The sequence below is a fragment of the Cohnella boryungensis genome (genome assembly GCF_042651945.1).
Taxonomy (GTDB): Bacteria; Bacillota; Bacilli; order Paenibacillales; family Paenibacillaceae; genus Cohnella; species Cohnella boryungensis.
In genome coordinates this window covers 1-26,607 of record NZ_JBHSED010000038.1, presented here as the reverse complement: position 1 = coordinate 26,607, position 26,607 = coordinate 1, and the positions used below count along the sequence as shown (strand labels likewise).

Annotated in this window: 20 protein-coding genes and 1 riboswitch; of the genes, 19 read left to right on the top strand and 1 reads right to left on the bottom strand. The window is 56.0% G+C overall.

The window, feature by feature from the left end; all coding sequences use genetic code 11:
- Positions 1-50: 50 nt before the first annotated feature.
- A riboswitch (cobalamin riboswitch) is annotated at positions 51-268 on the top strand.
- 242 nt (positions 269-510) lie between these two features.
- From cobJ to ACFO1S_RS18035, 13 genes are all read left to right on the top strand, one after another.
- A complete protein-coding gene (gene cobJ, locus ACFO1S_RS18095; protein ID WP_204604255.1) occupies positions 511-2,304 on the top strand; it encodes a precorrin-3B C(17)-methyltransferase in 1,794 nt (597 codons plus the stop codon).
- Positions 2,305-2,378: 74 nt separating this feature from the next.
- Positions 2,379-3,425 (top strand): sirohydrochlorin chelatase, encoded by a 1,047-nt coding sequence (locus ACFO1S_RS18090; RefSeq protein ID WP_204604254.1) that lies wholly within the window; start codon positions 2,379-2,381, stop codon positions 3,423-3,425.
- A gap of 19 nt (positions 3,426-3,444) precedes the next feature.
- Positions 3,445-4,218, top strand: a complete 774-nt coding sequence (gene cobK / locus ACFO1S_RS18085) for a precorrin-6A reductase (RefSeq protein ID WP_204604253.1) — start codon at positions 3,445-3,447, stop codon at positions 4,216-4,218.
- Between the two features lie 3 nt (positions 4,219-4,221).
- On the top strand, positions 4,222-4,872 hold the full coding sequence (locus ACFO1S_RS18080) for a precorrin-8X methylmutase (RefSeq protein ID WP_204604252.1): 651 nt from the start codon (positions 4,222-4,224) through the stop codon (positions 4,870-4,872).
- A gap of 5 nt (positions 4,873-4,877) precedes the next feature.
- Positions 4,878-5,978 carry a cobalt-precorrin-5B (C(1))-methyltransferase gene (locus ACFO1S_RS18075; protein ID WP_204604251.1) on the top strand — a complete coding sequence of 367 codons (1,101 nt, stop codon included), beginning with the start codon at positions 4,878-4,880 and terminating at the stop codon, positions 5,976-5,978.
- Positions 5,979-6,024: 46 nt separating this feature from the next.
- On the top strand, positions 6,025-7,308 hold the full coding sequence (cbiE, locus tag ACFO1S_RS18070; protein ID WP_204604250.1) for a precorrin-6y C5,15-methyltransferase (decarboxylating) subunit CbiE: 1,284 nt from the start codon (positions 6,025-6,027) through the stop codon (positions 7,306-7,308).
- Positions 7,301-8,011: a precorrin-2 C(20)-methyltransferase gene (gene cobI / locus ACFO1S_RS18065; protein ID WP_204604249.1), complete on the top strand. Its 711-nt coding sequence runs from the start codon at positions 7,301-7,303 to the stop codon at positions 8,009-8,011. The genes cbiE and cobI overlap by 8 nt, the downstream gene beginning before the upstream one ends.
- The gene (gene cobM, locus ACFO1S_RS18060; protein WP_204604248.1) at positions 8,008-8,787 is read left to right on the top strand and encodes a precorrin-4 C(11)-methyltransferase; all 780 of its coding nucleotides are present in this window, start codon (positions 8,008-8,010) and stop codon (positions 8,785-8,787) included. Before cobI ends, cobM begins: the two co-directional genes overlap by 4 nt.
- Positions 8,784-9,935 (top strand): cobalt-precorrin 5A hydrolase, encoded by a 1,152-nt coding sequence (locus ACFO1S_RS18055; RefSeq protein WP_378127282.1) that lies wholly within the window; start codon positions 8,784-8,786, stop codon positions 9,933-9,935. Before cobM ends, ACFO1S_RS18055 begins: the two co-directional genes overlap by 4 nt.
- Before the next feature lie 3 nt (positions 9,936-9,938).
- Complete coding sequence (locus ACFO1S_RS18050; RefSeq protein WP_204604247.1) at positions 9,939-11,339, top strand: cobyrinate a,c-diamide synthase; 1,401 nt, start codon at positions 9,939-9,941, stop codon at positions 11,337-11,339.
- A gap of 2 nt (positions 11,340-11,341) precedes the next feature.
- The gene (locus ACFO1S_RS18045) at positions 11,342-11,902 is read left to right on the top strand and encodes a nitroreductase family protein (RefSeq protein WP_204604246.1); all 561 of its coding nucleotides are present in this window, start codon (positions 11,342-11,344) and stop codon (positions 11,900-11,902) included.
- Positions 11,903-11,934: 32 nt separating this feature from the next.
- A complete protein-coding gene (cobO, locus tag ACFO1S_RS18040; protein WP_204604245.1) occupies positions 11,935-12,501 on the top strand; it encodes a cob(I)yrinic acid a,c-diamide adenosyltransferase in 567 nt (188 codons plus the stop codon).
- Positions 12,502-12,605: 104 nt separating this feature from the next.
- On the top strand, positions 12,606-13,766 hold the full coding sequence (locus ACFO1S_RS18035) for a glycerate kinase (protein ID WP_204604244.1): 1,161 nt from the start codon (positions 12,606-12,608) through the stop codon (positions 13,764-13,766).
- Between the two features lie 61 nt (positions 13,767-13,827).
- Here ACFO1S_RS18035 and ACFO1S_RS18030 read toward each other — a convergent pair whose 3' ends face one another.
- A complete protein-coding gene (locus ACFO1S_RS18030; RefSeq protein WP_204604243.1) occupies positions 13,828-14,166 on the bottom strand; it encodes a L,D-transpeptidase in 339 nt (112 codons plus the stop codon).
- 62 nt (positions 14,167-14,228) lie between these two features.
- On the opposite strand from ACFO1S_RS18030, the gene ACFO1S_RS18025 reads away from it, so the two are divergent.
- The 6 genes from ACFO1S_RS18025 to ACFO1S_RS18000 all read left to right on the top strand — a co-directional run.
- Positions 14,229-15,503 (top strand): M48 family metallopeptidase, encoded by a 1,275-nt coding sequence (locus tag ACFO1S_RS18025; RefSeq protein WP_204604242.1) that lies wholly within the window; start codon positions 14,229-14,231, stop codon positions 15,501-15,503.
- The gene (locus tag ACFO1S_RS18020) at positions 15,469-16,239 is read left to right on the top strand and encodes an alpha/beta hydrolase family protein (protein ID WP_204604241.1); all 771 of its coding nucleotides are present in this window, start codon (positions 15,469-15,471) and stop codon (positions 16,237-16,239) included. The genes ACFO1S_RS18025 and ACFO1S_RS18020 overlap by 35 nt, the downstream gene beginning before the upstream one ends.
- Positions 16,240-16,304: 65 nt before the next feature.
- Positions 16,305-17,297, top strand: coding sequence for an aldose 1-epimerase (locus ACFO1S_RS18015; RefSeq protein ID WP_204604240.1), 993 nt, complete (start codon positions 16,305-16,307; stop codon positions 17,295-17,297).
- A gap of 216 nt (positions 17,298-17,513) precedes the next feature.
- On the top strand, positions 17,514-20,549 hold the full coding sequence (locus ACFO1S_RS18010; protein WP_204604239.1) for a carbohydrate binding domain-containing protein: 3,036 nt from the start codon (positions 17,514-17,516) through the stop codon (positions 20,547-20,549).
- Positions 20,550-20,637: 88 nt separating this feature from the next.
- Entirely contained in the window at positions 20,638-21,117 is a 480-nt protein-coding gene (locus tag ACFO1S_RS18005) for a hypothetical protein (protein ID WP_204604238.1), read from the top strand.
- A gap of 2,947 nt (positions 21,118-24,064) precedes the next feature.
- The coding region (locus tag ACFO1S_RS18000; RefSeq protein ID WP_378127277.1) for an RHS repeat-associated core domain-containing protein at positions 24,065-26,607 on the top strand (2,543 nt) is incomplete at its 3' end.

The window sequence follows — 26,607 nt, the reverse complement described above, 5'->3', positions numbered from 1 at the left end:
GCTCTGCTAGACAATCGCAGCCGGACAATGTTAAGATGACCGTGACAATCGAATACGGAGATGAATGAGGTGCTGCTTGGCCAAGGCTCAAGCGGCTTAAATGGGAAGCCGGTGAGAAGCCGGCACGGACCCGCCACTGTAAGGAACGCCGTCCCCAGGGAAGGCGCATTCCCGTCAGGCAAGCCACTGGATACGCGTGAAGCGCTCCGGGAAGGCAGACGAGAATGACGTTCCAAGTCAGGAAACCAGCCTGGTTCCATACACTTTTGACCTACGAGGATTTAGGGAAGTGTTAGGACGGACTTGCCTGACGAGGCGGCGTTATCGAAAACCCGGTTTTCGATGGCTCTTCGACTCGCTCCAGGTTTGCGCGCTGACAAGCGTTTCTAACACGGCTATCGTGTGGGGGACGTTTTTTTTGATGTTTTTTTCGGGGTTAGGCGGCGGGGCGGAAAGCGATCCGGCAATTCACGAAAACAAGAGGCGACAAATGGAAAGGATGTGCGGACGATGGCGGGGAAGCTGCTGATTATCGGATTCGGTCCCGGAAGCTTCGAGCATATTACGAAGCGGGCCAGGGAGGCGCTGCAGGAAAGCGATGTCGTCATTGGCTACAACACCTATGTAGATTTGATTCGAGGTTTGCTGACCCATCAGGAAATCGTTCGCACGGGCATGACCGAGGAGGTCAGCCGCGCGCAGGAGGCGGTTCGCCAGGCGGAGGCCGGCAAGAAGGTCGCCGTAATTTCCAGCGGCGACGCCGGCGTATACGGAATGGCCGGACTGGTCTACGAGGTGCTGATGGAGAAGGGCTGGCGGCGCTCGGACGGCGTGGAGGTCGAGATTATTCCGGGCATATCGGCGATCAACTCCTCGGCTTCGCTGCTGGGCGCTCCGATCATGCACGATGCGTGCACCATCAGCCTGAGCGATCATCTCACTCCGTGGGCGCTGATCGAACGACGGGTAGAAGCGGCGGGGCAAGCGGACTTCGTTATTGCGCTCTATAATCCCCGCAGCGGCCGAAGAACGCGCCAGATCGTGGAGACGCAGCGGATATTGCTGAAATATCGTTCGCCGGAGACCCCTGTAGGCATTGTTAAAAGCGCCTATCGGGAAAGGGAGCATGTCGTGCTGACGAATCTGCGCGATATGCTGGATCACGATATCGGCATGCTGACAACGGTCATCATCGGAAACTCCTCTACGGTAGTCTACGATGGACTTATGATTACGCCGCGGGGCTACCAGCGCAAATATACGCTTGGCGCGGACGTGCAGCCGCTCAAGCCGCATCAGCGCTTGCGCGAAGAAGCGGAGCCGTGGGCGCTGCGCCAGCCCTCCGAGCCCGAGGCTTGGGACGAGGAGGATGAGTACGAGGAGCCGACACTGGAGAAGACAGCTGCGCTGGCGCCGAGATTGACTCTCATGGAAAAGCCGGGCGCAGAGGCAGAACGGGCCGCCGCACCCGCAGAATCGGGCGGCGCTGCCGGGAAATCGTCCGGGCAGCCGTCCTACGGAGGCGCGCCTGTCGTCGGATCGCTTGCGCTGGCGATGGAAGCGCTGGAGCTGGTCGATCGCTCGCGGGGAATATCCCGGATTACGCCGGACCCGGCGGAGCAGAGCGCGCCCAGAGCGGGGATCGTATACCGACAGCAAGAGATTTTCGAATTCGCGGTGAGCACCGGCGTCGCGGACAAGAAGTTCAGCGCCAGGCAGCTGCTCGCACTAGCCGACATCATCGGGGAGAAGGGGACGATGGACTATACGCCGCATCACCAATTGATCGTGCGCGTCCCGACCTCGGAGCCCGACGCGATTACATCCCGGCTCCGCGGCGAGGGCTTCATGCTCTCTCCTATCGGAGATGTACTGCAGGTGAAGGCTTGCGATTTCTGCGAGGGAGAGAAGGGAGAATCGATCCCTTACGCAGAGGAGCTGCAAGACAAGATAGGGGGCATGAAGCTGCCCAAAGAATTGAAGATCGGCTTTAACGGCTGCGGAATGGCTTGCTACGGTGCGGTGCAAGAAGATATCGGCATCGTCTACCGCAGGGGCAAATTCGATTTGTTCCTGGGAGGCAAGACAATCGGGCGCAACGTCCATCCGGCGCAGCCTGTCGCGGAAGGCATCGAGCCGGGCGAGCTGGTGGAGCTGATCGAGCGGATTATCGCGAGGTACAGAGACGGCGGTCACCCGAATGAACGCTTTCATAAGTTTTTCAAGCGGGTGAAGGAGATCGAGGGCTATCGGCATCAGGAGGTGCCGGTGTTCCAGATCGAGAACGCTATTTGCGGCGACTAGCATAGGGGAAGAAGACTTCGTATCCAGAGACTACAAGATAGAGAAAATGAGTTTGATAGAGGAGGCAGAATCACGTGGATGCCCTATTATTCGTAGGCCATGGCAGCAAGGACGAGGCAGGCAACAACGAAGTGCGGGAAATGGTCAGAATGCTGGCGGGGGCGCTGCCGACAGAGATCGTCGAGACTTGTTTTCTCGAATTCGTATCGCCGACGATGGCGCAAGGGATGGCGACCTGCGTAGCGAAAGGAGCGACGCGCGTTGCGGTCGTGCCGATTACGCTATTCTCGGCCGGTCATGCCAAAATACATATCCCTGCCGCAATCGACGAGGCGAGGCTCCGTCATCCGAATGTCGAGTTTATTTACAGCCGTCCGATCGGAGTTCACGAGCAAGTGTTGAAAATATTGAGCTCCCGGCTGCAAAGCGTAGACTCTCTTGAGCCGATAGACGGCGAACAGCATAACGAGGATACGGCGATACTGATCGTTGGGAGAGGCAGCAGCGATGCCGACGCGAACAGCGATCTATTCAAAATCTCGCGATTATTTTGGGAGAAGACGAAGTTCAAATGGGTGGAGACGGCGTTCATCGGCGTGACTGCGCCGCTGGTCGATGCCGGAGTGGAGCGCTGTCTGAAGCTGGGCGCGCGCAAGGTCATTCTGCTTCCTTATTTTCTTTTTACAGGCGTCCTGATTAAAAGAATGGAGCAAATGATAGAAGACTTCGGGGCGGCCTATCCGGACTGCGAATTCGCGCTTGCGGACTATTTCGGCTTTCATCCTATGCTGCAAGAGATCTTACGGGAACGGGCTCTGGAGGCTCTTCAGGGCCAAGTGAAAATGAACTGCGACATGTGTCAATATCGGTTAGCGGCCATGGAGCATATCGATCACCACCATCACCACGATCACGACCATGATCATCATCACGGACACGATCACCATCACGGGCACGACCATGATCACGATCATCATCATCATGGACATGATCACGCGCATCATGACCACGATCATGACCATGGGCACGATCACGCGCATCACGACCACGACCACGATCATGACCATCCCCACGGGCACGATCACGCGCATGAACGCGAACGTGAGAAGGCGTCAACGTAAGAAGGAGGCGGAGTCATTCATGATACTCGTAATGGCGGGGACAAGCGATGCGCGCGAGCTGGCGCTGCGGATTCAGGGAGCGGGCCATCCGCTGCTGACGACCGTCGTCACGGAGAGCGCGGCTAGGTCGATGGAGGAAGCGGGGCTGCCGGTGCGCACGGGCAGGCTGCCGAAGGAGGCGCTTGTCGAGCTGATGCGGCAGCATGGAGTCAAGCTGCTCGTGGACGCTACGCATCCGTTCGCGGAGGAAGCTTCGCGGAACGCCATCGCGGCTGCGGAAGAGGCGGCAACGCCGTACATACGCTACGAACGGGATCGCTTGTCCTTCGCGGACACCCCGTTGATTACCTATGTGGACGATTACGAGCAAGCGGCGGAGCTGGCTGCGCAGCGCAAAGGAGTCGTCATGCTGACGACGGGGAGCAAGACGCTTTCCGTTTTCGCGAAGCGGCTGCTGAACGAGCCGGATACGACGCTTGTCGCCCGAATGCTTCCGCGCAAGGACAACATGGAGAAATGCGAGGAGCTGGGCCTGGAGCAGAAAAACATCGTCGCGATGCAGGGGCCTTTTTCCCGGGAGCTGAACGAGGCGCTCTATCGCCACTATAAGGTTACCTTGATGATTACGAAGGAAAGCGGCAAGGTCGGCGCGGTCGACGAGAAGCTGGAGTCCGCGCTTGCGCTGGGTATCGAGACGATTATTATCGGCAGGCCGTCGGTGGCCTACGGCATCTATTACAATGAATTCGAAGGTTTGGTCGCGAAAATCGACGACATGCTGGGGAGGGCGTAACGAATGGAATTCCACACCGATTTTAAGCCGATTACGGTACAGCCGCAGGAGATTGAGGAACGCAGCTTCGAGATGATTACGGAGGAGCTTGGGGAGCATCCCTTCACGCCGGAGCAGTATCCGGTCGTGCAGCGGGTCATTCACGCTTCGGCGGATTTCGAGCTGGGCCGGAGCCTGGTGTTTCATCCGAAGGCGATCGAGGCGGGAATCGAAGCGATTCGCGCCGGATGCAAAATCGTGGCCGACGTGCAGATGGTGCAGGTGGGCATCAGCAAGCCGCGCATCGAGAAATTCGGCGGCTCGGTGCATGTGTACATCTCGGATAAGGACGTCATGGAGGAAGCGAAGCGGCTGAACACGACTCGCGCGATTATCTCGATTCGCAAGGCGATTCTGGAAGCGGAAGGCGGCGTATATGCGATCGGTAACGCTCCGACGGCGCTGCTCGAGCTCATTCGGCTCGTGAAGGAAGGGGCGGCGAAGCCTGGCCTCATCATTGGGGTGCCGGTCGGCTTCGTCTCGGCGGCGGAATCGAAGGAGGAGCTCGCGAAGCTGGATATCCCGTTCATCACGAATATAGGACGCAAGGGCGGAAGTCCCGTCGCCGTAGCGGCGTTGAACGCCATCTCGCTGATGGCGGAACGGTTGGGCTGACCCAAATGGCGGCGGGAGGCGCAACCCAGGAGGACAAGCCGCTTCGGCACGGTTATACGACGGGCTCTTGCGCGACCGCCGCGGCCCAGGCGGCGCTTGTCGCGCTGATTACGCAGGAGGCTCAGGCCGAGGCTACGATTCGGCTGCCTATCGGCATGGAGGTTGCTTTTGCGATTGTCCGCAACGAGTTTACGGCGACGGAGGCGGAAGCGGAAGTGATCAAGGACGGCGGGGACGACCCGGACGCGACGCACGGGGCGCGCATTATTTCGCGCGTCTCCTGGCTTCCCGAGCCGGGGATCGTCATCGACGGAGGTATCGGAGTCGGCCGGGTGACGAAGCCCGGCTTGCCCGTGTCCGTCGGCGAGGCCGCGATCAATCCCGTTCCGCGCAAAATGATCCGGGAGGCGATGACCTTCGTGCTCGGCTTGTTCAAGCTGGAGCGGGGCGTGAAGGTAGTCGTCTCCGTGCCGGACGGCGAGGAGATTGCCAAGAAGACGTTAAACGGCCGCCTGGGCATTATTGGCGGCATTTCGATTTTGGGCACGCGGGGCACCGTCGTTCCGTTCTCCACCTCGGCTTATAAGGCCAGCGTGGCCCAGGCGATCCGGGTAGCGGTGCAGTGCGGCTGCAGCCATCTGGTTCTGTCGACGGGAGGGCGCAGCGAGAAGTTCGGAATAGACAGGTATCCCGAATTGCCGGAGGAAGCGTTCATCGAGATGGGGGATTTCGTCGGGTTCGCGCTGCTGCAATGCAAGAAGCAGGGCGTTCGGCAGGTGACGCTCGTCGGAATGATGGGCAAGTTCTCCAAGGTGGCGCAGGGCGTCATGATGGTTCACAACAAAAGCGCGCCGGTAGACTTCGGGTTTCTGGCTGCGGTCGCGGAGCGTGCAGGCGCTACGTCGGAGCAGACAACGATCGTGGGCGAAGCGAACACGGCTGCACAGGTCGGAGATCTGATGCAGGAGTGGGGCTATGCCGGCTTTTTCGAGCTTCTGAGCGCTTATTGCTCCGAGGAGGGGCTTCGCGAGGTCGGCGGAGGCTACAAGCTGGAAACGGTCATCATTTCGATGAAGGGCGTTCTGCTGGGACAAGCGAGCAGATAGAGGCTTATTGGAGCCTTATAGGGCTTATGGATAGGAGAGGACGAGAATGGAGAACGCCTGGAACGGAAAGGACGGCAAGCCGAAGGTGATCGGCATCGGCGACAATGGCCGCGCAAGCCTGCCGCCCCGTTATCTGGAGTGGATCGGGCAATGCGACGTACTGGTCGGAGGAGAACGGCAGCTGGGCTTTTTTCCGGAATTTGCGGGAGAGAGGATTGTCCTTAAAGGGCCGCTGTCCGAAGCGGCGAGGCGCTTGAAGGAAGAGGCCGCGCAGGGGAAAAAATGCGTGGTTCTTGCATCCGGCGATCCGCTCTTCTATGGAATCGGAGGCTATCTTGCGACAAAGCTCGACGTAGATGTCTATCCGGCAACAAGCTCGGTTCAGGCGGCGTTCTCGCGGATCGGCGAAAGCTGGCAGGACGCCGAGCTGATCAGCGTGCACGGCCGGAGCATGAAGGGGCTGGCCCAGCGCATCGACGGCAAGCCGAAGGTCGCGCTGCTGACGGACGAGCAGAACGATCCGCGCGCCATCGCCGCGTACTTGCTGGAGTTCGGCATGACGGAGTATCGCATGTTCGTGGCCGAAAACCTGGACGGGGATCGGGAGCGCTGCGGCTGGTACGAGCTGGAGGAGGCGCTCGGGGAGTCGTACTCTCCGTTAAACGTCGTGATTCTGAGGCATCGGCCGGAAGCGGCGGCAAGCGTCCCCTCCTGGCCGATGGGCATAGACGATGAGGCATTCGCGCAGCGGAAGCCGGACAAGGGTCTGATTACGAAGAAGGAAATACGCGTGCTAAGCTTGGCGCAGCTGGGACTGAAGCCGGATAGCATCGTCTGGGATATCGGAACGTGTACGGGCTCGGTCGCCATCGAAGCCGCGAGAATCGCAAGGCGGGGCGCGGTGTATGCGATTGAGAAGAATGCGGCGGATCTGGACAATTGCCGTACCAACATGAAGCGTTTCCGGGCGGACATCACGGCGGTCGAAGGACGCGCGCCTGCGGGACTGGACGCGTTCCCCGATCCGGATGCGGTATTCCTTGGGGGTACGGGCGGGGAGATGCAGGAGCTGCTGCGCCTATGCTCAGCCAGATTAAGGCCGGGCGGGCGCATCGTGCTGAACGCGGTGACCATCGAGAATCTCTACGAGGCGAACCGGATTCTCGCGGAGGAAGGGCTGGACGTCAGCATTGCCATGGTGCAGCCGTCGCGCAGCAAGCCGATTCTCGATATGACGAGATTCGAAGGTCTGAACCCGGTATACATCATCACTGCCGTGCGGAAGCAGCCGGGAGAGGCAAGCGAAAAGGAGTCGAGCGCAAGTGACTAAGTTAGGCGTATTGTACGGCCTGGGCGTCGGTCCCGGCGATCCGGAGCTGATTACGGTTAAAGCGTTCCGGCTGCTGCGGGAGTGCCCCGTTATCGCATATCCGCGCAAGAAGAAGGGCGCCAAGAGCTACGCGCTCGCCATCGTCGAGCTGTATGTGAATACGGAAGAGAAGGAAATGGTCGGACTGACGTTCCCGATGACGAAGGATCGGGAAGCGCTGGAGCTGCAGTGGAGCAAAACGGTGGAGACCGTCTGGGGCCATCTGAGCGAAGGACGGGACGTAGCGTTCGTCACTGAGGGCGATCCGATGATCTACAGCACGTTTATTCATCTGATGAGGCTGATGCAGGAAAGACATCCGCAGGCGGAGATTCGCTCCATTCCGGGAATTTCCTCCGTGAATGCCTCGGCTTCCCGGCTGGGCATCCCGCTGGCGGACGGGGATGAGATGATCGCGATCGTGCCGGCGAGAGACGACTATGACAAGATGCGCGAGGCGATCGTCTCCCACGATTGCATCGTGCTGATTAAAGTGGCGAAGGTCATCGATCTGATGCTGCGCGTGCTGGGCGACCTTGGATTGCTGGACAAGGCGTCCGTGCTGACGAAGGTCACGTCCTCCGAGGAAATGATCTGGCGGGACATTCGGACCCTGGAAGGGCGCGAGCTGGAATACTTAACGCTAATGGTGGTGAGAAAATGAAAATCCATATTATCGGAGCCGGGCCGGGCGATCCCGATTTGATTACGGTCAAGGGACTTCGCTTGCTGCAGGAAGCGGATGTCGTTCTATATACCGATTCTCTCGTCAACGAGGAGCTGATCGCCAAGGCGAAGCCGGAGGCGGAAATTCTGAAGAGCGCGGGCATGGATCTGGATCAGATGGTGGCCGTGATGGTCGATCGGGTCAAGCAGGGCAAGCGTGTCGTTCGCGTGCACACCGGCGACCCGGCCGTATTCGGAGCGATCATGGAGCAGATTGCCTTGCTCAAAAAAGCAGGTATCGGCTACGAGGTCGTGCCGGGGGTGAGCAGCGTGTTCGCTTCGGCGGCGGCCATTGGCGCGGAATTAACGATTCCGGAGCTGACCCAGACGCTGATTCTGACAAGAGCGGAGGGCCGCACGCCGGTGCCCGAGTTCGAGAAGCTGCGGGATCTGGCGTCGCACCATTGCACGATTGCTCTTTTCCTAAGCGCAACGCTGACGAAAAAGGTCGTGAAGGAGCTGGTCGAGGCCGGCTGGAGCGAAGAGACGCCGGTCGCGGTCGTGCAGCGGGCGACCTGGCCGGATCAGCTGATCGTGAGAACGACGCTGGCGAACCTGGATCGCGACATGCAGCAGAACGGGATTCGCTCGCATGCGATGATTCTGGCGGGCTGGGCGCTCGATCCCGACATTCACGATCAGGAGCAGTACCGTTCGAAGCTGTATGACAAGGAATTCACTCATCGCTATCGCAGAGGGGTGAAGCCGACGTGATCACGCTGGTCGAAAATGAGCTTCCCGACATTCAGCGTCACGGGGACTACGCGATCGTCGCGATAACGAAGCACGGCGTCGAGCTGGCGCGCAAGCTGCACGGCTCGTTCGGGCATTCCGATCTGTATTATATGTCCAAGTTCCGGCGCGGCGACGAGTCGGAGCGCCGCATTCAGCTCTTCGAGGGCAGCGTACGGCTTCTGTTCCCGGCTTTATTTCCCGCTTACAAAGGCTTGATTATCATCATATCGCTCGGAGCTGTCATTCGCATGATCGCTCCGCTGCTGCAGGATAAGAAGAAGGACCCGGGCATCGTCGTCATCGACGACAAAGGGGAGCACGTCATCAGCGTGCTGTCCGGTCATCTGGGCGGAGCGAACGAGCTGACGCGCGAGGTGGCTGCCGCTCTGGGGGCCAAGCCCGTCATTACGACGGCCTCGGACGTGCAGGGCACGATTGCGGTCGACCTGTTCGGACGGCGCTTCGGCTGGGAATGGGAGTCCGACGAGAAGCTCACTCCGGTGAGCGCATCGGTCGTGAACGAGGAGCGGGTGGCCGTCGTACAGGAGGCGGGCGAGCCGGGCTGGTGGCTGTACGATACGCCGCTGCCGCCGAACATTCAAGCCTACGAATCGGTTGCGGAAGCGCTGGAGGCGAAGCCGCAGGCTGCGCTTGTCGTCACGCCTCGCATGCTGACCCCGGATGAAGAAGCCATTCTGGCGAACGGAGTGCTGTATCGGCCTAAGGTGATCGCGCTGGGGATCGGCTGCAATCGGGGCACGACCGCGGAGGAGATCGAAGCGGTCATCCGGGAGACGCTGGGAGAGCTCGGCCTCTCGATTCGCAGCGTGCAGGCGATCTGCACGATCGATCTGAAGAAGGACGAGGAGGGCCTGCTGGCCGTGGTCGCCAAGCATGGGTGGGAATTCGCGATCTACACGCCGGAGCAGCTGAACCGCGCGGAGATTGAAGCGCCGTCGGATACCGTCTACAAATTTACGGGCGCTTACGGGGTGAGCGAGCCTGCCGCCAAGCTGTACGCGGACGTGGACAAGCTGGCGCTGACGAAGAAAAAGTCCGGTAACGTGACGATTTCGGTCGGCGTCAAGCGCCAAGGCTGGCGCGCGGACAGCGAAAGGAAGGCGTAACCGATGACCGAACGGAAAATCGTAATCGCGGGCACCGGCAGCGGCGTCGGCAAGACGACGCTGACCATCGGCCTGATGGCCGCGCTGCGGCAAGCGGGCCGCCAGGTGCAGGGCTTCAAGTGCGGACCGGATTATATCGATCCGGCCTATCACTCTGCGGTAACCGGGCGCGTCTCCCGCAATCTCGACAGCTACATGCTGTCGCATGATACGGTGCGGGAGGTCTATGCGCGGGCCAGCGCCGATGCGGATATCTCCGTCATCGAGGGCGTAATGGGCTTCTATGACGGGAAAAATCCCGCAACCAACGAAGGCAGCACCGCCGAGATCAGCCTGCTGCTTCAGGCTCCGGTGCTGCTCATCGTTAACTGCCAGAGCATGGCGCGCAGCGCGGCGGCCATCGTGAAGGGCTTTCAATGCCTCGATCCTCGCGTGCGGATCGCGGGCGTAATCGCGAACAAGGTGGGCAGCGAAGGGCACTACCGCATCGTGCGGGAAGCGATCGAGCTGGAGTGCGGCGTACCCGTCGTGGGTTACCTGAAGCGGGAGGACGAGATCGCGATTCCCGAGAGGCATCTCGGCCTCGTGCCCTCTATCGAGCGAGGCCAGCTCCAGCCCTTCTTCGGGAAGCTGGCGGATTTGATCTCGGCGACGGTTGACGTGGAGCGCATCTGGGAGCTGGCGGAATCGCCGAAGGTCGAACCGCCCGCACAGTCCTTGTTCGCGCCGCGCGCCGCAGCGGTGGGTCTTCCTGTCACAATCGCGGTGGCAAGAGATGCCGCCTTTAACTTCTATTATGAGGAAAACCTGGAGCTGCTTAAAGCATGCGGGGCCGAGCTTGTTTATTTCTCGCCGCTGGCGGGGGACAAGCTGCCGGAGCGCGCGCAAGGCTTGTACATCGGAGGAGGCTTCCCGGAGGAGTTCGCGGAGACGCTGGCGGCGGACGAAGCCGTCAAGGCGTCGATTCGGGAAGCGATCCGTTCAGGCTTGCCAACGCTGGCCGAGTGCGGCGGATACATGTACTTGACGGAAGCGATCGAGGATACCTCCGGGCGGAGCTACCCGATGCTCGGCTTGATTCCGGGCCGCGTGCGGATGCAGAAGAAGCTGGCGGCTCTCGGCTATCGGGACATTCGCGGCGCGGAAGGCAATCCCCTGTTGGGTCCGGAGGATACGGCCAAGGGCCACGAATTTCATTATTCGACATTCGCGCCCAATGAGGGGGCGGCGATCTCCCCAGCCTACGAAACGAGCGGAAGGATGGGGCGAAAGCAGGAGGGTTATCTGAACGAGCAAGGAAATTTGTGCGCGGGCTATACGCATTTTCATTTTGGGTCCGCGCCGGATATGGCTTGGAGATGGGTTGAGCGCTGCAGAGCGTACCCGCAGAAGGGAGATGAATAGGCATGTCCGCAATGACGCTGTTGCAGCAACGAAGAGCGATTCGCAATCTGAAGCCGGATCGCGTGGAGGAAGAGAAAATTAAGGCACTGCTGGAGGCGGCCGTTCTGGCGCCGAACGATCGGCTGCGCGAGCCGTGGCACTTCTACGTGATTCAGGGGGAGGCCAAAGGAAGGTACGAGACGATGGCGCGGGAATACCTGGCGGAGCGGTTTCCCACCAAGCCCCACCTCGTCGAGGAATCTCTGAAGGTCGTAACCGCGACTCCGCTCGTCATCGTCGTCACCTCGGACATCGTGGAGAATGACGAGGCATCGAGCAAGGATAACGAATACGCGACAGCTTGCGCCATTCATTCGATGTGGCTGGCGGCCGGCGAGCTTGGTCTCGGTCTCGTCTGGCGTACGCGGGGCGTCGGCCTTGTGCATGACGAGCGGATGCATCGTTTTGTCGGATCGCCGACCGACAGGCGCGTTGTCGGAACGCTGTTCATCGGCTATCCGGCCGACGAGGCCCCGGCGACGAAGCGGACTCCCGCATCGGATAAAACGACTTTCCTGACTTGACGGGATAACGCGGGAAGAAGGGGAGAGCGGCTATGACAGAGCAAGCGGGCAAGGAGCAGCCGAGCAAGGAGCGAGGGCTTGTGCTCGTCTACACCGGGGACGGCAAGGGAAAAACGACGGCGGCGATGGGGCTTGCGGTCCGGGCGACCGGACGGGGCAAGCGCGTGCTTATCATCCAGTTCATTAAGTCTCCGCAGAGGACCTACGGCGAGCAGCTCGCCTTGCAGAAGCTGGGCGTGGAGATCCATCAGAAGGGCATAGGCTTCACCTGGACGAAAACGCCGGAGGAGCATCGCGAGGCGCTGCGCGAGGCGTGGGCGTTCGCGAAGTCGAGAGTTGCAGACGGCGAAGAGTTCTTGATCGTGCTGGATGAGCTGAATAATGCGCTGGCGATCAAAACCTTCCCAGTCTCCGACGTACTCCCGTTAGAGGATGTGCTGGAGACGATTCGCAAGCGGCCGAAGGGAATGAATGTGGTCATTACCGGACGCAGTGCGCATCCCGAAATCATTGCCGCCGCAGACCTCGTAACGGAGATGCAGCCGGTTAAGCATTACTACGAGGAAGGCGTATCGGCTGTCCTGGGAATCGAGATGTAGAGGGCAAGCGCCAAGGCGCAGGAGAAGGCCGGGTTCCGGTCTTTTTCTTTTTTCTGATACAATGGAAGAAATGGGTACAAAAATGGCGACAATGAGGTGAGCCGATGAAAATCGTCGTAGCGCCCGATTCGTTCAAGGAGAGTCTGACCTCGCTGCAGGCGGCGACGGCGATCGCGCAAGGAATACGCGAGTCGATTCCGTCCGCACAGGTCGAAATCGCGCCGATGGCCGACGGTGGGGAAGGAACGGTCGAAGCGTTGACTGCGGCGGCGAAAGGAACGCTGCACCATGCGATAGTATGCGGACCCCTTGGTCTTCCGATAGAGACGACCTACGGCTTAATCGCTCGCCGCAGCGACGTCGGAGACTCGGAGACGGCGACGAGGACAGCCGTGATCGAAGCGGCCTCGCTGTTCGGCCTGCAGCAAACTCCGGCAAGTCGGAGAGATCCGTATGTGACGACGACCAGAGGCATGGGAGAACTGCTGCTTCAATTGCTGGACGAGGGCATCCGATCCTTCGTGATCGGTCTGGGCGGCAGCGCAACCAATGACGGCGGGATGGGGCTGCTGGCCGCGCTGGGCGCGCGGTTCTATGACGCGGACGAACGGCTGTTGCCGGGCTTCGGACGGGATCTGCCGGAGGTCAGGCGCATCGACGGCTCCGGGCTGGATTCGCGTCTTGCGGATTGCGACATTCTGGTCGCCTCCGATGTGCGGAATCAGCTGTGCGGCGAGCAGGGCGCTTCGGCGGTATACGGACCGCAGAAGGGAGCGACGCCGGAGCAGATCGCTGCACTGGACGAGGCGCTTCGGCGGTACGCTTCGCTATGGGCGGAGGAGGCCGGACGGGCAGCGATGGAGATTCCCGGCGCGGGAGCTGCGGGGGGCGCGGGATATGCCTTGCTGCTGCTCGGCGCCCGCATGGCGCCGGGGGCGGAGGTCGTAGCGTCCGAGGCGCGGCTTCGGGAGAAGCTGGCCGATGCGGACTGGGTCGTTACAGGGGAAGGGAAGAGCGATGCCCAGACGCTGTTCGGCAAGCTGCCGGTCTATGTCGCTCGGCTAGCCAAGTCTGCGGGCGTTCGCACGATTCTGCTGTCCGGGAGTCTTGGCGACAATGCGCGAGAGCTGGAGTCGGAATTCGCGGCTTGCTTCCCTTGCGTGCCGAGGCCGATGGCGCTGGCGGAATGCCTGGAGCAAGCGGAAGACCACTTGCGCTCCTGCGCCCGCAATGTGGCGAGGCTGCTGTCTGCCCAAGCGCGTTAAAGCTTGTCAAGACTCGTTAAGGCTCGTTAAAGCTCGTTAAGGGGCACAAGTGCCTCGCCCTTCAAAGCCTTATGGTGACTCTTGTTCCCAGCGGTACGAGCGCGGCCAGTTGCAGCACATCCTCGTTGTACATGCGGATGCAGCCATGGCTGACCTCATGGCCGATGGAAGCGGGATCATTCGTGCCGTGGATGCCGTAATGGGGCCTGGACAAGCCCATCCAGAAGGCTCCGAAGGGTCCCCCCGGATTGGGCTGCTTATTGACGATCGTATATTCACCTGCCGGCGTTTGGGTCAGCATTCTGCCGATGCCGACGGGATACTGCCGGACGACGCGATCCATATCCAGCAAATACAGCGCCCGGTCCGACAGGTCCACGATAATTCGGTACTGCGGCATACCTTCATCCCTCATTTCCCGATGATACGACTATCTTATCCGAGCGAAAGGAGAAATGCGCCATGCCGCCAAGCAGACACGCCGCTTTCCTTCGTTATTTCGTCATCTTCACTTGCTATGCTATTGGGATAGCCGTCTATGTGTCGTATACGTCGCCGAATCAGGTGCCGGAGATCTATCGCGGCACGGCTGCCGATCCGGCGACCTTCTATACCCTGCAGCAGCTTCAGAGCAGCGAGGCGTTGAACGCTTCGCGCAACTGGATTTTCTTCATGAGCGGTCCCTGGGAATGGCTGATTTACCTCGTGATGCTGTCAAGCGGATTGGCCAAAAGATGGAGAGAACGGCTGGAGCGTGGGGGTTATCCTCTCTACGTTCGTTTTCCCGTCTACGTCTTCCTGGTGAACGGTACGGCCTATCTGTTTTATTTTCCGCTGCGGGTTATGGGCTACAATCTGTCCAAGGCTTACGGCATCTCGACGCAATCGATCGCCGGGTGGCTCAGAGACAAGCTGATCGCCTTCGGGATCGGGTACGCGACGATGCTTGCGGTATCGGCCGTAGCGCTGTGGGTCATATCCAAAGGCGGACGCTGGTGGCTGAAGCTGTGGCTGCTGTCCATTCCGTTCACGCTGTTCATGATGTATGTGCAGCCGGTCGTGATCGATCCGCTCTACAACAAGTTCTCGCCCTTGAAGGACGCCAAGCTGGAGCAGCGCATCCTGGAGCTGGCCGACAAGGCGGATATTCCGGCGCACCGCGTGTACGAGGTGGAGATGTCGGGGAAGACGAATTCGCTTAACGCCTATGTGAACGGAATCGGGTCATCGCTGCGCATTGTGCTCTGGGACACGACGCTGCAACGCTTGGACGAGCCGGAGATTCTGCTGATCATGGCGCATGAGATGGGTCATTACGTGATGCATCATCTGGAATGGAGCGCCGTCGGGGCTGTCGGCTCCTCCCTCCTTCTGCTGGCGGTCGGCGGGTGGATATTCAAGGTCGCCGTGCGAAATCGCGGGTATCGATGGGGGATTCGGTCGCTGTCGGACATGACCGCGCTGCCGCTCATTCTGCTTATCCTGTCGGTGCTTTCATTCATTTCGCTGCCCGCATCCAATTACGTGTCGCGCCAAGCGGAGACAGCCGCCGACCGTTACGCGCTGGAGCTGATCGGCAGTGCGGAGGGCTCGGTCACGATGAACCAGAAGATGGCCGTCGCGTCGCTGAGCGACATACATCCGCCGCTATTGGTGAAGTGGTTCAGGGACACGCATCCATCGGATATGGAAAGGATTCTCTATGCGCAAGCATTCGAACGGGCCGGAGGAAAATAGCGTGGCCGTCTATTGCCTTGGAGGACTGGCGACGGCACCGCATTTTATGGAAAATCTGCGAATCGCAATAGAAGCCCGAATCAGGGAGCAAGGGTTGGGAGGCTGGACGTTGCCACCCGGAGCGTCCGTGCATTCGCGGCTGCTGTTTCCTTACGGGGATTGGAGCAGAAACGTAATGAAGCAGCTCTGGGAGATTGGGGCGGATGTCCGGCTTGGACTCCGCCGGATCGAGCGATCGACCGGGGGACGGCGGACGGCCGCGGAGGTCGAGGAGGACGAGTCGCGGCACGGCTCGTCGGCCGGAATGACGCTGCTGATCGGCCACAGCGGGGGAGGCGTCGCCGCTCTTCATGCCGCAGAGCTGCTGACGGCGCGCAGATCGGGCGAATGCCGGGTGGTCATGATCGGCTCTCCGCGCTGCCGGGTTCCGGATCGGCTCAAGCCCTTCGTTCTGTCCATTGCAGCCCAGGGGCCAGGAAAAAGAAAGGGAAAGGGCGTGCTTCCGGGGAAGTCGCCGGATGCGGTGTCGCGCATGGGCTCCCACGGCGGCTGGAGGAAGAGGGGACGGCTTCCGTCCTGGCAGAGGGACAAGCATGCGCCCGAGTATCGGCTTCACGTGCCGATCATCGGCAAGCATGCGGATTATTTTCGCGAACGGGAGCCTTACCGGAATTCGGAGGGGAAATCCAATCTCGATCATATTATGGAAGCGATATTTTCCTGGCTTGAAGGATGATAGTTGACGTTATCGCCAGGGGACTTATATACTCGAAAAAAAGGAAGAATGTGAGGTCACACTTTATGGCTCTGCACGAAGCGAAACAAGGTACATACGAGAACGAACCGGCAATTTTCTTAAAGTATGGAAGGTATTCCGCGATTGTTCTTCCGAGAGTCGGAGGCAATCTGATCTCGTTCCGGGATGACGACAGGGGATATGCCTTTCTGAGGGAGCCGGCGGGCGCCGAATGGGAATCTTTCCTGGAGAAGCCAATGCTGCACGGCGTTCCCGTGCTGTTCCCGCCCAACCGTTACGATGCGGGGACGTTCGAATTCGACGGCCGGACTTATCGGTTCCCGGTAAATGAAGAGCATACCGGTAACCATATCCACGGCTTCGTATACAATTCGGAGTGGGAAGTAGCCGAGTATGGAAGCACCGAGGAAAAAAGCTATGTCACGGTTAAGCTGCTTTTTGACGAGAAGCATCCCGACTTCGCCTATTTCCCTCATCGGGTGCTGCTCTCGCAGACGGTTACGCTCACGAACGACGGGCTGGCTTACCAGTTCGATGCGGTGAACGAAAGCTCGGAGGCGATTCCGCTCATGCTTGGCTTCCATACCAGCGTGAACGCTCCGTTCGCTCCGGCCAGTTCTGTGTCCGATCTGCAGTGCGGCCTTTCCATCGGCCAAAGATGGGAGCTGAACGAGCGGATGCTGCCTACCGGCAAGCTTCTTCCGTTAAGCGAAGGAGAAGGCCTGCTGAAAAGCGGCGAAGGCAATCCTTATTTCGAGTCTCTGGACAACCACTATCAGGCCGAGCCGGTTGCGGGCGTGAACGCCATGACGATCTACGACCGTAAGGCGGATGCGAAGTTCGTCTATGAAGCGGGAGAAGCGTACAAGCATTGGATGGTGTACAACGCTGCCGCGAACGGCGAGTTCTTCTGCCCGGAGCCTCAGACCGGAATGGTCAACGCACCGAACGTCGATCTCCCCGCGTCGCAGACGGGATTGATCCGTCTGGAGCCGGGCCAGCGCTGGACGGCCGTTAGCCGGATGTACGCCGAGTAAGCTTGACGCAAGATTGAGGGTTGAAGGCGGAACGAGACGTGAGCAAGGATGAGGTTATTTTGCTATAGGTAGAGAGAGGGAAGCCCCTTCCGGTTCTTTGGAACTGGAGGGGGTTTTTTGTGATTCTATTCTATTTAAAATAGTGATGACATTTGAGTTGAATGAAGGTAAAATACTGGGAATGACCTTTTACAGGGAAATACAGGGGGTATTGGGATGTTTTTCAGGCTTGTAAGCGCATTTATGGCTCTTGTCCTACTACAGGTTTGTACGGGGATGCTGGTGATGGCCAGCGGCCAATATCAGTATGAGTACGACAAGAATAATAGACTCACTGGAATCAAGAAGAATGGAGCGTATGTTCAAAAGTTCAACTATGATTCGAATGGAAATCTATTATCGACTTCAATAGAAGGAAAACCGCTTGTCAATCTTGCCTATCCAGATGGAGATCAAGCGAATCCAAGTGCAATGGAAAGTACGAATATTCCTATTGCATGGCAGCAGACTTCCGATTCGGTCAATGGGGTCTTTGACCGCTATCAGATTGAAGTGCGGGACGAGAGCGACATGCTGGTGTGGGATTCCGGCACGCAGGTTCAAAATACAGCGTTATCTGACGGAGCGTTCGACTGGTCATCGGGACTGCCTCTCGATACGAAGTATAAGTTGCGCGTACGAGTATCCGCTGCGCAGATCTGGTCGTCCTGGTCTGATTACAGATGGTTCATCTTAAGCGAGCCGGAAGATCAGAACAATCTGATCAAGAACGGAAGCTTTGAGAAGGCTGTAACGGACGAAAATTACACTTGGTCGAATGCGGTCGATGCTTCGGGAACAGGTCAAATTACGACAGTAAATACGCCTGTCACCAAGGGAGGTAAGGCGCTTAAGATCGAAGCGTCAGGTCTGGCCGCATGGACGAGAAATCAAGTGACGCAATCGGCAGCAGTGGAGGCCGGCAAGACCTATGTGCTGTCGGGCGACCTGAACGCGGTAACGCTGCAGAATGCCTATGCAGAGCTGCAAATTCGTTACTTTAGCGCGAGCAATGTCAACCTTGGCCAGGAATACGTGCGGCATGAAGCGCCATCGCCGGGTTACGTGCATCTGGAGAAACGGACAACGGCGCCGGAAGGCGCGGTGCGCGCGCAGGTGTACGTATGGCTGACAGCGAACGGCGCGGGCAACGGCGGCGGCTTGATGTATGCGGACAATATCGATCTGAGAGAGACGACGGATGCGAACCTGCTGACGAATGCGGATTTCGAGCATGCGGCGGGAACGGGCACGGCAGGCTGGCAGAGCGGCAACTCGGGCACGGGTACAATCGGGTGGGTGAACACCCCGACAGCGAGCGGAACGAAGGCGATGAAGCTGGATGTCGCCGGTCTGGCCGCATGGCAGAAAGGCTACGTGCGTCAGCGCGTGAACGTGAAGGGCGGAGAGCCGTTTACGTTAAGCGGGCAGCTGCACGCCGAGCAGTTGAACGGCGCATACGGACAATTGGTCGTATGGTTCTATGACGAGAACTGGACGAATCTGGGCGAGTTTAAGGTGGAGCTGAACCAGACGACCAGCGGTTATGTCGCGTTGAAGACGCAAGGCGTGATTCCCGCAGGGACAGTGCTGGCCGAAGTGGCGGTGCATGTGGTGGCGAATCAGGCTAACGGCGCAGGTACGGTGTATGCGGACGCGCTAAGCTTTGCATATGGAAATGACGACGACAACGGGGGAGAAAACGACGGGAATCTGCTGGGCAACGGCAGCTTCGAGAAATTCAGCGGGTTGGACATCGCGGCGTGGGTTCCCGCGTTGGCTGGTCCAGGTACGGGAGAGGTGACGACGGTAACGGAACCTGTCACTAAGGGGAGCAAGGCGCTTAAGATCGAAGCGTCAGGTCTGGCCGCCTGGACGAGAAACCAAGTGTCGCAATCGGCAGCGGTGGAGGCCGGCAAGACCTATGTGCTGTCGGGCGACCTGAACGCGGTAACGCTGCAGAATGCCTATGCAGAGCTGCAAATTCGTTACTTTAGCGCGAGCAATGTCAACCTTGGCCAGGAATACGTGCGGCATGAAGCGCCATCGCCGGGTTACGTGCATCTGGAGAAACGGACAACGGCGCCGGAAGGCGCGGTGCGCGCGCAGATGTATGTATGGCTAACAGCGAACGGCGCGGGCAATGGCGGCGGCTTGATGTATGCGGACAATATCGATCTGAGAGAGACGACGGATGCGAACCTGCTGACGAATGCGGATTTCGAGCATGCGGCGGGAACGGGCACGGCAGGCTGGCAGAGCGGCAACTCGGGCACGGGCACAATCGGGTGGGTGAATACCCCGACAGCGAGCGGAACGAAGGCGATGAAGCTGGATGTCGCCGGTCTGGCCGCATGGCAGAAAGGCTACGTGCGTCAGCGCGTGAACGTGAAGGGCGGAGAGCCGTTTACGTTAAGCGGGCAGCTGCACGCCGAGCAATTGAACGGCGCATACGGACAATTGGTCGTATGGTTTTATGATGAGAACTGGACGAATCTGGGCGAGTTTAAGGTGGAGCTGAACCAGACGACCAGCGGTTATGTCGCGTTGGAGACGCAAGGCGTGATTCCCGCAGGGACAGTGCTGGCCGAAGTGGCGGTGCATGTGGTGGCGAATCAGGCTAATGGCGCAGGTACGGTATACGCGGACAACTTGAACTTCACTTATGCAGCGAATGACCTGCTTGAAGAGAACGAATTGCTCGTCCCGCAAAATATTCAGATTTTCTCTACATTCGATGATGAAGTTGGGCTATCGTGGGACGTGGACGGACAACCGCAAAGCGTTGCTTATTATCAAGTGCTTAATCATCAATCGGTTATCGCTTCTGTCTATGAGCCGCAGCTGATGGTGAGCGTTGAGGACGGCTTGACCTACCAGTTCACGGTGGTTTCAGTTAATCAATCGGGCGAGCGATCGGATGAGAGCGAGGCACTTGTATATGTTCATGAGGCGATGCTGCAGCCGATTACGGTTACCGCATCCCGTACATCAGAGGCAGAGGCGCAGCTCACATGGACAACGACTATCGACTCGGATGAAATCGAGGCTTATGAAGTGTGGGTGAACGGCGCGTTTTATGATACTGCGGCTGAAAACTCAATGTCTATTCAGGATTTGTTTGCTAATGTGCTATACGAAGTACGCGTACGTGTTGTGCTCCATTCCGGAGATGACCTATGGAGCGATACGATTTCCCTACCAAGCAACTAGAATAAAGCGGTCAGGGCAGGGCGTAACGTGCCCCCCTGACCTTCTATCAAGACAAGCTCAAATCTTCTAACTGAGGTGGATCATTAGCATGACTTTTACACGGATCAAGAAGTGGGCATCCCTATTGCTGGCGAGTGCGATGCTTGGCGGCGTTATGGCGACGATTGGGCCGGCACCGGCGATGCAAGCGGCTCAGGCCGCCCAAGTCGAAACGTCAGATACTAGCGCGCAAACGCCTGCTCTCACAATTGAATGGCTTAGCCAGCAATTTGAAGTTCCGATCGACGTACTGACGCAACAGCTCAATCAAGGCTATACCCTTCCCGAGCTCCATGACGCCCTGAGCGAGGCTGAAGCGACCGGACTGGCGTTGACTGACATTTTGCAGAAGAACAATCCTGCCATCAAGGAGAAACAAGACGAACTCGCCGAGCAATTGCAAGAAACCCTGCAAGGGCAAACGCCGCTGGATTACGAAGCTTTAGGCGTTCCGGTCATTACAGATCCGGAAGAAATTGCAGAAGTTATGGAGCAGCTTCCCAAGCAGCGGCGGCCAGCACGAACGTGACATACTGTTGGTGTCTATACGTTTGGTGTTGTAAGAAACCCAGTATATTCAGGGAGTAAATCGCAAAAAATAAAAATCTCAAACATGGAGAATAACCGCCAAATTTACATCCTACAAGATGTAATCGTCGACGGTAATGCATCGTATACAGCAGGCGGACAAGTTCGAGTAGAAAGTTTGAATCAAACGAAAATATACTTATTTATTCAATATTTTGATGAAAATGATAGATTTATTAATGATCAAGTCGTTTACTATCCCAATTTATTGAATTCTTATCACGAACTTAATATTAGCGATACTACACCAGCGAATGCAAAAAGATAAAGAATCCACATTGGGATTAATTCATTAAATGATGGAGGTAGCGGTTTATTCTATGTAGGTGATATGTTCTATACCTGATCATTTAAGTTAATTTATGTTTAAAATAGAAACTTTATGAACGGAATAGTTGTGCTAAAAAATTAATAGAAGTTGAATAACGGAGGAGTATTCATTGGGTACAAATCGAAGCTTTATTTAAACGTCAAATAGCTTTTAATTCTATATTTATGCTGTTAACAATATTTTTATTTACTGTGATGCTACCCTTATTTGTACTTAATGATTCAAATGCCTTTGCTAACACGAATTAAGCATATGAGTATGATAGCAATAAGGTATCGACTGTACGCTACTCCCAAGGAAGAGTAAATTATAAGGACAATTATCAATATGACAATAAAGGAAATTTAGAACTAAAAACCCATAATAGTGTAAAAAAATGACTCCATGTTATGGTGAGGATAGAATCACAATAAATGCGTTATCTACCAATGTTAAGTAAGATTTTAATAGAAGATAGTAAGAAAATAACAAAGAGGGAAAGAGTGATGTTGTGAAGAAAACAATAATTTATTTATTATTATTTATACTAATCATTACTACAGTTGTGCCTCAACATGTAAGTGCTGCTGGTAGCAAAACTAATCCGTTAGATCAATTGAATTTAATTAATTCCGCCTTGTCTAGCACATCCAAATCAAATGTGCTGACCATAGAATGGTTAAGCCAAAACTTTAACCTTCCAGAAGTTAGCGTGCTAGAACAACTCAATAAAGGCTATTCTTTGTCAGATATACATGTGGCTCTGCAATCTAAACGATCTTCAGATCAATCCATCGAGACCCTGCTACATCAACTTCACCCAAGCGTGCTAAGCAAGTTAAACCAATTAGATTATTCATCAGAACGATTTTCAGAAAATAATGGAGGTAGTGTTGCATCAACTGTATATCCAGTTACTAGTGTCAATGCTAACGTGTACGGAGATGCAAGCTTATTACATCCATCTGTCACATCAGCAACCTATTTGGATCAGCAAGGTAGAATGATGATGGCCTCATCCATATACCCAACGAGTTATGACCAACTTGCTTTCAAACGAATGAATATTAAAAGTGATATTGCCCCATATTCCATCGGTTCAGCTAAAGAAAACATATCTACAGTGAGCGGATCACTTTCTATGCAAGCTACGGATATGGTGTTGCCCGGAAGAAATGGTTTGTCATTCTCTCTAACGCGTACGTACGATACTTCAGATGCACAATATTATGATAAAGAAATGGTTTTTGGATCAGTATACGATGCAAGATATTATCCAGAATTGGTTGGTAGGGTACATTTCAGAGATCAACATTTCGTAACCCCTCCGCACTCAAATATCACCAATTTTTATGACATGTTTTATTACCAATCACATGTCAATTATTTTGGTCAGTCAGCCATTGTATACTATCCGACATCCTATGGTATTGCTCAAGAGTTCAATGATGAACTTCGAGAGGGTTTATCTAAAACTACATTTAAGTACTCGAACCCGGATGATCCACAAAGTTATATGCTGTTCGATAAACATATTGTTCTCCAGGGTGTACCTTTGATCGCTAGATACTACACAACCGGTAAGGTACTAGTAGATCCAAGTGTTATGCCTCATAATCGTGGGTATGCATATGGTAACAGAACGAAACCGAAACGATCGGAAAACAGGTTCCCCATTGGTAAAGGTTGGAGTTGGGATATTCCTTATATTGAGAATAAAGACTCTAAACAGTATATTCATCTTTCAGGGGGGAGTACTTATGAGTTAGACGGTTTAAAGCTTAAAGGGTATCCATGGAAAGATCTTGAGTTGGTGGTTGACTATGACGTCCCAGTTAACGTGGGTTGGGGTTATATATTAAAATCATTGGATGGGAGAAAGTTGTATTTTACAGCTGAAGGTTATCTTAAGAAAATTACGGACGCGTACGACAACACCATTCAATTTGAATATCAAGATATATCCCCTTATGGAACTGTTCTTACCAAAGTAAAGGATGCTATCGGAAATGAAATCAATATTAGCTATTCTGTAACAGAGGTAATCGTTACATCAGGTGATCGAACGGTAAAATACGACAAGATTAAAGACGCGATGGGTAACAAAGAGCTGCTATCTCAGGTTACGGATGCTGTGGGAAGAAAAACGCAGTATGTATATGAAGTTGCATCGACACCATTTGATCTTGTTGGTAGTGGGCGGATGAAAGATAATTATACAGCTTTGCTGAAGCAGGTGTATCACCCGACTAAAGCGCGTACAGATTATAGCTATAGCGCATTTGATCGCACACTTGGGTATAGTGCGAAGGAGTTAGTCTATCGCGTAGCAACAAGAGAAGATGTGGTGACCTATACGGATGGCACAGCTTCTAATTCTAATCGCGTAGATTACAGTTATATTGGTGACGGAGCGATTGTACAACAGTCTAGCAGCGCCTTTGCTACAACGGTTAACAATGGTAGAACACAATCCACGTATAATTATGATCGCGTATATATAGACGACAGCACGCCTGAAGTTTACTACAACACACAAGTTGTCGTAAGCGATGGGGTAAAACAGAAAATCGACACGATGGAATACAACCGGGCTAAGCGCTGGCCGGTGCCGATTCAAGTGACCTCCAAGACGAAACAAGGGGCGTCACAATCGACCGCAAGCACCGTATCCCGAACGTTTGACGACTACGGCAATGTGCTCACGGAAACCGATCCGTACAACAATACCACTCTCTATACGTACGACGCCGCGACGCATCTGTTAAGCACTTCCACCGCTCCGGTGAAAGCCGGATTAAGCTTGTACACCGAGCTCGAGCGGTACCCGACCACCAACAGTATCAAAACCGTACGTCTGAAGGAAAACAACGCAAGCGGCGCGCTGAAGGGGCAGACGAGCTATAGCTATGACAGCTATGGAAATCCGATAACGGTGACCCTTAAAGATGATGCGCGAGACATTGTGGTGTCCAATGAATACGATTTTACGCTCTATAAGGCCGGCTACCCGACCCGACAATCCATTCAGGTGACTGGATCTGATAATCAAAATACGCTGGTTTCGCAGCAGTTCCAGTACAAGCTGGCGACAGGCGAAATGACATCCTACACGGATGGGAAAGGGCAAGTTACGCAATACGAGTTCGACAAGCTCGGCCGGGTAACGAAAGTGATTCATCCCGATCAAAGCGCCGCTTCGGCCGTCTTTGACGACAGTCAGAATCAAGTGACGGCGGTGGACGAAACCGGCGTGATGAGCGTAGTCAAATGGAACCCCTTGGGCTTGAAGGTCGCGGAGGGAATTGTCGGAAAAGCCACGACAGCATACGGCTATGACGGCGATGGACGATTGAGTTATAGCGAGGATGGGGCAGGGAACCGTTCGACCTATACGTATGATGCGTGGGATCGGGTCGTTCGCACGCAGCTCCCGGGGACGGATAACGCCTATGCTACCGTTCAATACGACGATATTCAGCGCACCGTTCAGACGACCGATCCCGAAGGCAACATCGTCAAAGAAACGGTCGATCTTCTCGGGCGTCCGATCCAACAAGAAGCGTTGAACGCTGCGGGCGCGCTCATGAGCAAGGCGATCTATACGTACGACTACGTAGGAAACCCGTTAACCCAAACCGATGCGAAGGGATTCAAGACGTCGTATGCGTACGATGTGCTGGGTCGGCTCGTAACCGTCACCGATCCGGAAGCCAGTGCGACGCAGTATGCGTACACGATGGCGGGCAATCTGAAAGAAACGCAGTATCCGGACCAGAATAAGGTAACGAAGCAATACGACCAGATGGGCAGAGTCATTCGCAAAACCGATCCTTCCGGCGGCGTGGAATCGTATTTTTACGATGCCAATAGCAACCTGAGTAAGGTTATCGATCGCAAAGGGCAAGTGCGCACGTACGGGTACAACAACCGGGATATGCAAACCTCTAGCGCCACGAGCCAAGAAACGATCGTGCTAGGCTATGATTCAGCGGGTCGTAGAGTATGGATGCAGGACGGCACGGGGAAAACGCAATACAGTTATGAGCCGGGTTCGGGCTGGCTGAAGTCCGTCACGTATCCAGATACGCGGCAAACGCAATACGAATACGATAGCCGGGGCATACGGACAAAGATGACCGACCCGTTTGGCGTGGTGACGGCGTATCGATATGATGCGAGAAATCAATTGGATGCAGTTGGTCCTGCGGTCAACAATTGGGATGCGACCTACACGTATAAGAAAAACGGTCTCAGTTCGTCCACCCAGCTACGTAATGGGATTCTCTCGACCTATGGGTACGATGAACGGAATCTGACGTCGCTGACGCAAACGAAAGCGGGAAGTGCCATAGGGGCATTTGCTTACCAGTATGACCAAAACCGCAACCAGACCGGCAAAACCGAAAACGCCAGCGTGTATACCTTCGGCTATGATCCGTTAAACCGGATTGCCACTTCGACGCAGTTCAACGAGAAGTACACGTACGACCTGCGCGGCAACCGTCAGACGCTGGAAAGTGACGCGCTGCCGAATTTAGCGACCATGAACTATAGCTATGACGATCGCGATCGCTTGACGCAAGTCATGACGGAAGGGAACGGCTCCGTCGTTTATCGCTACAATGGAGACGGTCTGCTCACAGAACGAACGGAGGCTGGGGTGACCACCCGTTACTACTATGACGGAGCGAATATCATCGCGGAAGGCACCGTCTCGAATGGGACGGTAACCCACAAAGCGAGTTACATTCGCGGAAATGCGTTAGTCGCCAGAGTCGATGCGAATGGAAACAAAGCCTATTACTCGCATAACGGCCACGGCGATGTTACCGGGCTAACGGATGGGGCAGGCAATGTACTCAACACCTACACGTATGATATATGGGGGAACTCGTTAACGGAGAGCGAAACGGTCCCGAATTTGTTCCGGTATAGTGGCGAGTATTGGGACGACACCACCGGCTTGCAGTATCTCCGCGCCAGATGGTACGATCCGAGTGTGGGTAGGTTTATTAATGAGGATAGCTATGAGGGCCAACTGAATAACCCGCTGACGTTGAATTTGTATACGTACGCTCAAAACAATCCGTTAATTTATACCGACCCAACTGGTCATAA